Genomic DNA, 11,488 nt, shown 5'->3' on the forward strand with positions numbered 1-11,488 from the left:
TCACCGCCTTTTGCCCGTGACCGTTACTGCAGAGAGGACAGCGCGTTGTTCGCGTTTGCGCTCCCAATGGCCTCAGAAGAAGGCGGCTTCATTCCGCCATCGGTGTCCGATACCCACCTCCCAGAGATTTTCCCTTGGGCAGCTGAGTACGGCACCGGTTTCGGCAAGCAGATGCTCATGATCGTTTTGTCGATCGCGCTCATCTCTTGGTTCTTCACCACGGCCATCAAGAACCCGAAGCTGGTTCCAGGCAAGATGCAGTACCTCGCTGAATCCGGTTACGCCTTCGTGCGTAACGGCATCGGCCGCGACATCATCGGCGAGAAGAACTTCCGCCCTTGGATTCCGCTGCTGTTCGCGACTTTCTTCTTCGTACTGCTCAACAACCTCTTCGGCGCGATTCCGTTCTTGCAGCTTCCATCGTTCTCACACGCTGGTTCTGCATACGCGATGGCCATCATCATCTATGGCACCTGGATTGCCGTAGGTCTGAAGAACCACGGTATCCGCTTCTTCAAGCTAGCTGTCACCCCAGCCGGTGTCAGCCCAGTGATGTTGATTCTGCTGGTGCCGTTGGAAATCATTTCTAACTTCATTGTTCGCCCGCTGACGCACTCGCTGCGTCTGATGGCAACGATGCTGGCAGGCCATATCATTGTGATGCTGGCTGCTTCAGGTGCACGCCACTTGATCGTCGTGCAGGATTCGCTGGCACTGAATGGTGTTGGCGTTCTGGTTATCGCCGGTTCCGTGGCTATGTACTTCCTCGAATTGTTGATCATGGTTCTGCAGGCGTTCGTGTTTACGCTGCTGACCGCGATCTACATCCAGGGTGCAATTGAAGCTGACGCCCACTAGGCCATTTCTTATTTACTAAATCCCAAAAGTTCTTCCTTGAAGCATTCAAGGAAAACCTCACAACCTACCGGCAAGATGCCGGTATCTTGAAAGGAAAATTCGCATGAGCGGCTCCCTGAACATGATCGGTTACGGTCTGGCAGCAATTGGTTCGGCAATCGGCGTGGGCTTGATCTTCGCTGCGTACATCAACGGCGTTGCACGTCAGCCAGAGGCACAGCGCATCCTGCAGCCAATCGCAATGCTCGGCTTCGCACTTGCTGAAGCACTGGCCATCCTTGGCCTGGTTTTCGCCTTCGTTATCAAGTAAGTCCTTCCCGGCTGTAGTGGCCTCGCCACTATCGCGAGGCATACACACAAGTGGAAACTAATAGATAAGGAATGGTGAGAATGAATAGCACTGACTTCATCCTCGCTGCGGAAGAATCGGTCAATCCGCTGATGCCGAACCCGTGGGAAATTCTCGTCACGGGCGTTGGCTTCGCGGTTCTCCTTTTCATCGTCATCAAGGTCATCGCTCCCAAGTTCGAGCAGGCCTATGAAGATCGCGTCACCGCGATCGAAGGTGGTCTTGAGAAGGCAGAGGCAGCGCAGAAGGAAGCAGAGGAGACCTTGGCACAGTACAAGGCCCAGCTTCTGGAAGCACGCACCGAAGCAAACCGCATCCGCGAGGAAGCTCGCAGCGAAGGCGCTCAGATCCTCGAAGATCTGAAGACCAAAGCAACCGACGAGGCTACTCGCATCAGCGAGCAGGCTCAGCGTCAGATCCAGGCAGAGCGCGCAGCTGCTCTGTCCTCGCTTCGCACCGACGTGGGCACCTTGGCCACCGAGCTTGCAAGCAAGGTTGTTGACGAAGCTCTGAAGGACGATGCCCGTGCACAGCGCGTGGTTGATCAGTTCCTGAACGATTTGGAAGCTCAGCAGAACGCAGGTGCATCGAACTAATGGCAAGTGTATCGAGCGAGTCATTGGCAAAGGCCTTGGAGTTCTTGGAACCCAAGTTGGCACTGGCATCTATTGAGCTGCCAGAGGAACTGTTCGCGGTCCTGGAAGTACTGGATGCAAATGCCGGTCTTCGCCGAGCATTGACTGATCCAGCCCGTGAAGATGCCGAAAAGGCAAGCCTCTTGGCTCAGCTGCTGCACGGAAAGGTCTCGGCTCATGCCGAGGACACCGTTGCCCAGCTGGCTTCAACCCGCTGGAGCTCGGAACGCGACATTAGCGATGCGCTCGAAACGCTGGCCGTCACCGCGGTTACCGCAGTGGCTGAACAGCAGGACGGCGCTTCAGGGCTGAACAAGCTGGAGCAGGATCTGTTCTCCTTCATCGAGGTAGTTCGTGGCAATCACGAACTGCAGCGTGCGTTGGATGATGCACAGGCCCCAGTTGAAGCTAAGCGCGCTCTCGCGCTCAAGCTCGTGCCTAACGCGTCGCAGACCTCGCAGGTTTTGATCTCCCAGGCAGTTTCGAACCCGCGTGGTTTGAAGCCGGCAACCCTGGTTGAGCGTTTCGTTGAACTTGTCGCTAAGCGCCAACAGCGCTGGATCGCTTCGGTGACCAGCACGGTGGAGCTTTCCGAGGCTCAGCGTTCGCGCCTGGAGACCAGCCTGAACAAGCTATACGGTCGTCAGCTCAAGCTCAACACCGCTATCGACCCATCGCTGGTCGGTGGACTGGTAGTAAAGGTTGGCGACGAAGTTGTCGACGCTTCCGTGGCATCGCGCGTGGCCGATTTGCGCCGCGCACTGGCTAGCTAGGACTTTTGCCAGGAGCTGGCCTCCTGGCAAAAGTTCCGGTTCGCCGGGACCAACACAGACTTCATTCACATCGATCCACCATTCTTGAGGGTGGATCACAATTTAGGAGAGCAGGGACTGCAGATGGCCGATTTGACCATCAATGCCAACGACGTCCGCAATGCCCTAAACGAGTTCGCATCTTCCTACGAACCGGGTAAGGCAGAGCGCACCGAGGTGGGACGCGTCGTCGCCGCGAGCGACGGCATCGCCAGAGTGGAAGGTCTTCCTTCCGTTATGGCCAACGAGTTGCTGAAGTTCGAAGATGGCACCCTGGGCCTGGCCCAGAACCTCGATACCCGTGAAATCGGTGTCGTTGTGCTTGGTGACTTCACCGGCATCGAAGACGGCCAGAAGGTAGAGCGCACCGGCGAGATCCTTTCGGTTCCAGTCGGCGACGGCTACCTCGGCCGCGTTGTTGATCCGCTGGGTGAGCCACTGGACAACATGGGCCCAATTGCCGCTGAAGGACGTCGTGCCCTGGAACTCCAGGCACCAGGCGTGACCCAGCGCAAGAGCGTTCACGAACCATTGCAGACCGGCCTGAAGGCCATCGACGCAATGATCCCGATCGGCCGTGGCCAGCGTCAGCTGATCATTGGCGACCGCCAGACCGGTAAGACCGCTATCGCGGTTGACGCCATCCTGAACCAGCGCGACAACTGGGCAACCGGTGATGAGACCAAGCAGGTCCGCTGCATCTACGTGGCAATCGGCCAGAAGGCATCGACCATCGCTGCCGTACGCCAGACCCTCGAAGAGCAGGGTGCCCTGGAATACACCACCATCGTGGCTTCCCCGGCATCTGACCCTGCAGGCTTCAAGTACTTGGCACCATACGCAGGCTCGGCCATTGGCCAGCACTGGATGTACGGTGGCAAGCACGTTCTGATCGTCTTTGATGATCTGTCCAAGCAGGCTGAAGCCTACCGCGCCGTGTCGCTGTTGCTGCGCCGTCCGCCAGGACGCGAAGCCTACCCAGGTGACGTCTTCTACCTGCACTCCCGTCTGCTTGAGCGTTGCGCCAAGCTGTCGGACGAGCTCGGTGCGGGTTCGATGACTGGTCTTCCAATCATCGAAACCAAGGCAAACGACGTGGGCGCGTTCATCCCGACCAACGTTATCTCGATCACCGACGGCCAGATCTTCTTGCAGTCGGACCTGTTCAACGCCAACCAGCGTCCAGCTGTCGACGTGGGTATCTCCGTATCCCGCGTTGGTGGTTCGGCACAGGTCAAGGCCATGAAGAAGGTCTCCGGTACTTTGAAGCTTGAACTGGCTCAGTACCGCGACATGCAGGCATTCGCCATGTTCGCTTCGGATCTGGATGCCGCTTCCAAGCAGCAGCTGACCCGTGGCGCACGTCTGATGGAACTGCTCAAGCAGGGCCAGTACACCCCATACGCTGTTGAGGATCAGGTCGTTTCGATCTGGGCCGGCACCAATGGCTACCTGGACGATGTTCCAGTTGAGGACGTACGCCGCTTCGAAGCTGAGTTCATCGACTACCTGCGTCACCGCACCGACGTGCTGACCGTTATCGGCCAGACCGGCAAGCTGGAGAACGAGACCTTGGAAGCCATGAAGTCCGGCATCGCCGACTTCAAGGCTGGCTTCTTCGGTGCAGGCAGCGATCAGCTGGTTGCCGCTGGCCACGAAGAGCACGACGCTCTGAACGCCGAGTCCGTTGACCAGGAACAGATCGTCAAGCAGAAGCGCTGACACATTCCGTGCTGAGGGGGAGCGGCGCCGGTAACGGCGCCGCACCCCCGCAGTAGGAATAAGGAAAGGACACACATGGGAGCCCAGATTCGGGTCTACCGCCAGAAGATCGGATCGACCAAGTCGATGCGCAAGATCTTCAAGGCGATGGAACTGATCGCTGCATCCCGCATTGGCAAGGCACGTACGCGTGTCGCGGCATCACTGCCATACGCCAATGCGATTACCCGTGCAGTAACCGCCGTCTCGTCCCAGGCCGATGTTGAACACCCACTGACCACCGAGCCGGCGCAGGTACGCCGTGCCGCGGTCCTGGTGATGACTTCGGACCGAGGACTTGCCGGGTCCTACTCCGCCAGCGTTCTAAAGCAGGCAGAGCACCTCGTGGAACTCCTGCGTGAAGAAGGCAAAGAAGTTAAGACCTACCTGGTCGGCCGCAAGGCACAGGCTTACTTTGATTTCCGTTCACGCGAGTACGCAAGAGTGTGGACCGGGGAAACTGATTCTCCGCGTTTCGAAACCGCACACGAGCTGCGCGACGTCCTCCTAGAGGACTTCAACACCGATTTCGAAGAGGGTGGCGTCGAAGAAATTCACGTCGTTTACACCCAGTTCAAGTCGATGGTCACGCAGGAACCGACGGTCATCCGTCTGTTGCCGTTGGAGGTTGTCGAGGATGAATCCGAGACTCCAACCGACGAGCTGTTGCCACTGTACGAGTTTGAGCCATCGGCGGAAGAAGTGCTTGACGCACTGCTTCCTCGGTACATCGAGTCTCGACTGTTCAACTGCCAGCTGCAGTCCGCAGCCTCCGAGCTTGCTGCACGCCAGCGGGCAATGAAGGCCGCAGGCGACAACGCAGGCGAACTGATCAAGAAGTACACACGATTGCTTAACAATGCCCGTCAGGCTGAAATCACCCAGGAGCTTTCGGAAATCATCGCCGGCGCGGACGCGCTGAACAGCTAATTTCCCAAGACTCCGACCAGACAAGAAGTGAGAAAGATGACTGCCCAACTCAACGAGCAGGTTACCGCAGGGGCCATCGGTCGCATCGCGCGCGTGACTGGCCCGGTCGTGGACGTCGAGTTCCCAGCCGATGCACTGCCTGCTATCTACAACGCACTGACCGCTGAGCTGACCCTCAACGGCGAAACCAAGACCGTTACCTTCGAAACCAGCCAGCACCTCGGTGAGGGCCTGGTTCGCGCGGTATCGCTGCAGGCCACCGACGGCCTGGTTCGCGGCACCTCTGTGAAGGACACCGGCGCTGCGATCTCCGTCCCAGTAGGCGACGGCGTCAAGGGCCACATCTTCAACGTGTTGGGCGATGCCCTGGACGTTGACAACTCGGAGATCCAGGTCTCCGAGCGCTGGCCAATCCACCGCCAGGCACCGAAGTTCTCCGAACTCGAAGGCTCGACCGAGATGCTGGAAACCGGCATCAAGTCGATCGACCTCCTCACCCCGTACATCAAGGGTGGAAAGATCGGCCTGTTCGGCGGCGCTGGTGTTGGCAAGACCGTTCTGATCCAGGAAATGATCACCCGTGTGGCACGCAACTTCGGTGGTACTTCGGTATTCGCCGGTGTGGGCGAGCGCACCCGTGAAGGTAACGACCTCTGGGTCGAAATGGATGAGGCCAACGTTCTGAAGGACACCGCCTTGGTGTTCGGCCAGATGGATGAGCCACCAGGAACCCGTCTGCGCGTGGCACTGTCCGCACTGACCATGGCGGAATACTTCCGCGATGTCCAGAACCAGGACGTGCTGCTGTTCATCGACAACATCTTCCGCTTCACCCAGGCCGGTTCCGAGGTGTCGACCCTTCTGGGCCGCATGCCTTCCGCTGTGGGTTACCAGCCGAACTTGGCCGATGAAATGGGTCTGCTGCAGGAACGCATCACCTCGACGAAGGGCCGCTCGATCACCTCGATGCAGGCTGTTTACGTCCCGGCCGATGACTACACCGACCCGGCTCCAGCAGCAACATTCGCGCACTTGGATGCAACCACCGAACTCTCGCGTGAGATCGCTTCCCGTGGCCTGTACCCAGCAATCGACCCGCTGACCTCGACCTCGCGAATCCTTGATCCGCAGTACATCGGCCAGGCTCACTACGATGTCGCCATCCGCGTGAAGGCGATCCTGCAGAAGAACAAGGAACTGCAGGACATCATCGCGATCCTCGGTATCGACGAACTGGGCGAAGAGGACAAGATCGTCGTTGCCCGCGCACGTCGCATCCAGCAGTTCCTGTCGCAGAACACCTACACCGCAAAGCAGTTCACCGGTGTCGAGGGTTCGACCGTTGCCATCAAGGACACCATCGAAGGCTTCAAGGCCATTTGCGATGGCGACCTGGACCACATTGCAGAGCAGGCGTTCTTCAACGTCGGTGGTCTTGATGACGTTGAGCGCCAGTGGGCTGAGATCCAGAAGGCCAGCAAGTAACCATGGCCGAACTTCAGGTCGAAATCGTCGCGGCCGACCACTTCGTGTGGTCGGGCGCTGCGAAGCTGGTCAAAGCTCGCTCGGTAGACGGCGAGATCGGAGTTCTGCCCGGTCACGTTCCGATGCTGTCGGTGCTTGCCGCTGGGGATCTGGAAATCGAACCGGTTTCCGAGTCCCGCTTCTCGGTTCAGGTCGACGGGGGATTCTTCTCCGTCGAGTCGGACCGCGTGGTGATCGTTGCTGACAACGCTGTGCTTGGTACCGCAGCGTAGGCGATGAATTGTTTGGGATAACCGCACCAGTTCTCATTGCGCTGCTGATACTGATCGGCATCGCCATGTTCTTTGGTGCCATGGCCGTGCGTCGCATTCAATTGCGGCGCACGCTGGGCACCTTCGATGCCTCCATCCGGACTCCGCAGGGGAAATGGATGATGGTCATTGGCCGTTATGGGCCGGGACATGTAGATCTGTTGCGGTTTTTCTCTGTTTCACCGGTGCCGCGTTTCCAGCTCTCTCGCAGAGGCCTGGATATCACCGGTACCCGTCGTGCCACAGATGATGAAGCCTCGCGGATTCCGCCAGGTTTCATCGTGGTGATGCTGACCCGGAACGGGGAAGAATTGCTGCTGGCCATGGACTATCGTGACTACACCGGTTTTTCTGCTTGGCTTGAAGCCGGGCCGATTGCCGGAAGCTGGCAGATCTAGAATTGCATACGAAGAGCCGCCGTTACCTGCGTAACGGCGGCTCTTCGTCGCTTCCGGGCAATTTTGCGCAGCGATGTCGCGAATTTGCCCCTCGGCGATCACCCAGGCACCCGCAGGATCATGCAGTTGACATGCGTACACGGAGAAGATTCGGTATCCGGCGGCACCGGGGGCTGGCAGGGAAAACTCCGGCAATTGCTGGCCGCCGGCAAGGACCTGGCCTGCCTGGCCAGAGGGCAATCCGGCGATGTGGTACCTGGCGCCACAGCAGTATATGCCGGCTGAACGCAGCTTGGTCCCTGTGAAGCCGTCCGGAACGTGCCCTGGGACGACGTCATTGAGCTGTCCTTCCATCCGCAGCTCGTAGCCGGAGTGCCGGATTCTGGTTTCATCGATCTCGGTCTCCAGCCATCTCGGGCAGCCGGGTGAAGCCGAAGACGCCGAAGGTTCTGCGCCGGCCGATTCGAGCCACGACGGGCCTGCGGAGGACGCTGCGGAACGCTCCAGCGCCCAGGCTCTGGCAGGCCGATTGCCAGAGCCGGCAACGAAGCAACGGGACGTACCGGGATACAGGCGGCAACGGACGAAGTCTGGAACAGCTGCTGCGCGATGTTCTGGAAGGCGAGAGGGCGCGTGGGCTGGACCGGCTACGGCGATCGGGATTGGGCAGGACGGAAGAATGCCAGCTTCTGGCCGCGCTGGACAGCGGTGGCACACTGACAGAGAAGGATTACAGGAATTCGCCCTTGCGGATGGTTTGCACCAGCTGCAGTTCCTCGTCAAGCACCAGGGCATCCGCGGCAAATCCGTAATGCAAGGAACCGACTTCGTCGGCCAAGCCGATGAGCGATGCCGGCACGCTCGTGGACGAACTGACTGCCTGTACCAGCGGAACCCCCGCGGCCACGGCCTGCTGCAGAACCTGCAGGAGCGTGGACGTGCCACCGGCCAGGGAATTGTCGCTCGCCAAGCGCGCCTGGGCATCTGTCACATTGACCTGTTGAGGACCCAGCGCATATTGGCCGTCGGCAAGCCCTGTCGCGGCCATCGAGTCGCTCACCAGCAGCACGTTGTCGGCACCGACCAGACGGTAAACCATGCGAACGGTATCGGGGGACAGGTGCACCCCATCGGAGATCAATTCCACGAACGCATTGCGGTTGGCGGCTTCCTCCAGGCAGGCCGCCACCGGTCCGGGCTCGCGATGATGCAACGGCGGCATGCCGTTGAACAGGTGTGTGACGGTTGGACGCTCGGTAAACCCATCCACGCCCGCGCTGCGCAGCTCTTCGCGGGCGTAGCGCAACGAGTCTGCGGTGACTTCCGCGGAAGCGTTGGTATGGCCCAGGGACGGGATGACGCCGTGGGAGACCAGCTGCTCGATGAGCTCCTCGCTGCCCTCCAGCTCCGGAGCATAGGTCATGGTGCGCAACTGCCCGCGGCTGGCCGAGACAAGCTCGGTGACGAAGTCCGGATCAGGGCTCTGCAGGAAGCGGGAGTCCTGGGCGCCGCAGCGTGCCTCCGACAGGAACGGGCCTTCGGCGTGGATGCCCGCGATGCCCCCGGATTCTGCGAACTCGGCGAGCAGCTCCGCGGCGACGACCATCGAGCTCGGCTCGGCGGTGACCAGCGAGGCAAGCAGCGTTGTGGTTCCCGAACGGTGCAGGAACTCCAGCGCATCGGTGATGCCGGCATGATCAGGCGAAGAAAAATCCGCACCCAGGGCACCGTGGCAGTGCAGGTCGACAAGGCCGGGAATGATGGTGGCTCCGCCGGCCAGTTCACGAACCTCATAGTCGGCTGCGTCGGGGAGGGTGGCAAAGTCGTCCTTGTTGCCAGCGAAGCTGATGCGATCACCATCGACGGCAAGTACGCCATCGGTGACCTTCAGTCCATCGGAAATCAGGGTGGCGAAAAGGGCATAACGCGTCGATGTCATATTCCCAGCTTAGAAGACAGAACGCCCTGCGTCACCGAACACGCGAAAATGATCTTGTTGAGCTGCGAGGCCATTGGTCTAATCGACTGGCCCGGGGTCAGCGGCTAGTTGGCGCAAGGTGTGAATCGCACCGGAGGACTGGCCCGGGTCCTGATGTGTTGTGCGCACTTGGTTGACCGCTTGGCGTCCCTCGGAAACATTGCCGAACGTCTGTTTCAGGGCCCGGTAGGCCTTGCGGAACATCCGGTAGAGCAGGAATCCGATAGCGGTGGCTGCGATGCCGAGCAACGCGGCAAGCACCGGAAGAAGCACGGCGGCGAGAACGAGTATCAGTGCGCCGAAATCCTCGATCAGGCTTCGGGCCCATTGGGTGAAAGGTTCTGGGACCACATTGCTGGCCGCAGTCACGGATGACTTGCCCAGGCTCACAAAGAGCGCCGATCCGGCTCCTAGCAACCCGGTGAACACGGCTACCTCAACGCTGGAATTGGCACCGAGCCCCACGCCCACGAGGGCTCCGAAGACCGGGCGCAGCCACACCGAGACGGTTTCCATGGACAGATTGATGAACGGGATCTTATCCAGGCCCGCCTCGCCAATGGAAAGCACCGTGCAGATCGCCAGAACCCAGGGATTGGTGATGGACTCGGGAATCTGATCAGCCGTGGACGCAAGCCACTGCGGAGCGGTATCGGGGATCAGCAGTCCGGCAAGGCCCAATGCAAGGACCGTGAAATAAGGGCGCAGGCCCGCGGCGGAACCGCTGCCAATGGCCATGAGCGAAGCTGTCAGCGGATCCAATGTTCCTCCTGAGCGGGACTGCTGGTTCCGTTAGGCACCAGAGATGCAGGTATCGGTGCTGAACAGATTAGCAGTGAAGTGCTCGCAGGTGGATGCCAGGGCTAGAAGAGGCGCCCAGCGGAGTCATCGACACCGCGCATCGCGTCATAATCCAAAGTGAGGCAGCGGATTCCGCGATCCTCGGCCAAGGTGCGGGCCTGCGGCTTGATCTGCTGCGCGGCAAAGATTCCGGTAACCGGCTTCAGCAACGGATCGCGGTTGAGCAGATCGAGGTAGCGGGTCAGCTGTTCGACACCATCGATGTCCCCGCGGCGCTTGAGCTCCACCGCGACGGTGGCGCCCTTGGCATCGCGGGCCAGGATATCCACTGGGCCGATCGCGGTCATGTATTCGCGGCGAATCAGCTTGTGCCCGTCGCCGAGCAATTCGATCTGTTCGGCCAGCAGTCGCTGGAGGTCGGCTTCGACGCCGTCCTTGATCAGGCCCGGATCGGTCCCAAGGATATGGGCCGAGTCGTGTTCGAAGCTGTGGAAGTTGATCGTGAGCTTGTCATCGGTCTTGGCGCTGGCCACCGTCCAGGTGGAAATAGCGCCCAGTGCCGTGGCATCCTCGTCTGGAGTTCCCTCATGAAGGGTCAGCGGCGGGTTCATCCAGTTCAGCGGCTTGTAGCTGCCGCCGTCGGAGTGGATGAGGACCGAGCCATCGGCCTTGACCATGACCAGGCGAGTCGCCAACGGAAGGTGGGCTCGAAGACGGCCCTCGTAATCTACTGAACACTTTGCAACCACTAAACGCACCTCACACACTTTACTAGCTGGTTGCGTGATGCGCGGGGAGATACGGCATGATTAACGACATGCCACGTTCAAACCGCCCGCGCCGTTCGAAGAATTCCCGCCCCCGCAAGGCGCCGAATCATGACGAAGAATCAGAGTATGAAGCCGGTGATGACGACTGGTTGCAGCGAGCCCGCTTCGGCGTGGTGCGGCTGCAGGATGCACCCGATGGGCAGTGGCATGTGCGCAGAATCGCCCCGCTTAACGCCAATAAGGCCTACACCTGCCCGGGCTGCAATCGGCCGATCGGCGTCGGGGTAGGGCACGTTGTGGCATGGCGGGCCGATCACTGGTCCGGCGATGATGCAGCTGCGTCGGCACGACGCCATTGGCACCCGCACTGCTGGGACACCCGTTCCTACCGCTATTAGGA

The 11,488-nt window shown here is 60.0% G+C and carries 14 protein-coding genes; 11 read left to right on the forward strand and 3 right to left on the reverse strand.

Annotated elements, in window-relative coordinates; translation table 11 throughout:
* Window positions 1-66: 66 nt before the first annotated feature.
* From atpB to OF385_RS06025, 10 genes are all read left to right on the forward strand, one after another.
* On the forward strand, window positions 67-858 hold the full coding sequence (gene atpB / locus OF385_RS05980; protein ID WP_081638167.1) for a F0F1 ATP synthase subunit A: 792 nt from the start codon (window positions 67-69) through the stop codon (window positions 856-858).
* A 97-nt stretch (window positions 859-955) separates the two neighbouring features.
* On the forward strand, window positions 956-1,168 hold the full coding sequence (locus OF385_RS05985; RefSeq protein WP_028268761.1) for an ATP synthase subunit C: 213 nt from the start codon (window positions 956-958) through the stop codon (window positions 1,166-1,168).
* A gap of 80 nt (window positions 1,169-1,248) precedes the next feature.
* Window positions 1,249-1,803, forward strand: coding sequence for a F0F1 ATP synthase subunit B (locus tag OF385_RS05990; protein WP_022876337.1), 555 nt, complete (start codon window positions 1,249-1,251; stop codon window positions 1,801-1,803).
* Complete coding sequence (locus OF385_RS05995; RefSeq protein ID WP_264277435.1) at window positions 1,803-2,615, forward strand: F0F1 ATP synthase subunit delta; 813 nt, start codon at window positions 1,803-1,805, stop codon at window positions 2,613-2,615. The genes OF385_RS05990 and OF385_RS05995 overlap by 1 nt, the downstream gene beginning before the upstream one ends.
* A 123-nt stretch (window positions 2,616-2,738) precedes the next feature.
* A complete protein-coding gene (atpA, locus tag OF385_RS06000; protein WP_060703342.1) occupies window positions 2,739-4,376 on the forward strand; it encodes a F0F1 ATP synthase subunit alpha in 1,638 nt (545 codons plus the stop codon).
* A 75-nt stretch (window positions 4,377-4,451) separates the two neighbouring features.
* Complete coding sequence (locus tag OF385_RS06005) at window positions 4,452-5,345, forward strand: F0F1 ATP synthase subunit gamma (protein WP_022876334.1); 894 nt, start codon at window positions 4,452-4,454, stop codon at window positions 5,343-5,345.
* 36 nt (window positions 5,346-5,381) lie between these two features.
* Window positions 5,382-6,830: a F0F1 ATP synthase subunit beta gene (atpD, locus tag OF385_RS06010; protein ID WP_264277436.1), complete on the forward strand. Its 1,449-nt coding sequence runs from the start codon at window positions 5,382-5,384 to the stop codon at window positions 6,828-6,830.
* A gap of 2 nt (window positions 6,831-6,832) precedes the next feature.
* Complete coding sequence (locus OF385_RS06015; RefSeq protein ID WP_022876332.1) at window positions 6,833-7,102, forward strand: F0F1 ATP synthase subunit epsilon; 270 nt, start codon at window positions 6,833-6,835, stop codon at window positions 7,100-7,102.
* A gap of 8 nt (window positions 7,103-7,110) precedes the next feature.
* Entirely contained in the window at window positions 7,111-7,539 is a 429-nt protein-coding gene (locus OF385_RS06020) for a DUF2550 domain-containing protein (protein WP_264277437.1), read from the forward strand.
* 126 nt (window positions 7,540-7,665) lie between these two features.
* On the forward strand, window positions 7,666-7,824 hold the full coding sequence (locus tag OF385_RS06025) for a hypothetical protein (RefSeq protein WP_264277438.1): 159 nt from the start codon (window positions 7,666-7,668) through the stop codon (window positions 7,822-7,824).
* 445 nt (window positions 7,825-8,269) lie between these two features.
* On the opposite strand, the gene OF385_RS06030 is transcribed toward OF385_RS06025, so the two are convergent.
* The 3 genes from OF385_RS06030 to nucS all read right to left on the reverse strand — a co-directional run bounded on the left by OF385_RS06030 (window position 8,270) and on the right by nucS (window position 11,076).
* Window positions 8,270-9,478, reverse strand: a complete 1,209-nt coding sequence (locus OF385_RS06030; protein ID WP_264277439.1) for an N-acetylglucosamine-6-phosphate deacetylase — start codon at window positions 9,476-9,478, stop codon at window positions 8,270-8,272.
* 78 nt (window positions 9,479-9,556) lie between these two features.
* On the reverse strand, window positions 9,557-10,279 hold the full coding sequence (locus tag OF385_RS06035) for a DUF4126 domain-containing protein (protein WP_264277440.1): 723 nt from the start codon (window positions 10,277-10,279) through the stop codon (window positions 9,557-9,559).
* Between the two features lie 101 nt (window positions 10,280-10,380).
* Window positions 10,381-11,076 (reverse strand): endonuclease NucS, encoded by a 696-nt coding sequence (gene nucS / locus OF385_RS06040; RefSeq protein WP_264277441.1) that lies wholly within the window; start codon window positions 11,074-11,076, stop codon window positions 10,381-10,383.
* Between the two features lie 59 nt (window positions 11,077-11,135).
* On the opposite strand from nucS, the gene OF385_RS06045 reads away from it, so the two are divergent.
* Entirely contained in the window at window positions 11,136-11,486 is a 351-nt protein-coding gene (locus OF385_RS06045) for a hypothetical protein (protein ID WP_264277442.1), read from the forward strand.
* The last annotated feature ends 2 nt before the right edge of the window (window positions 11,487-11,488 follow it).

Source organism: Glutamicibacter sp. JL.03c (genome assembly GCF_025854375.1).
Taxonomy (GTDB): domain Bacteria; phylum Actinomycetota; class Actinomycetes; order Actinomycetales; family Micrococcaceae; genus Glutamicibacter.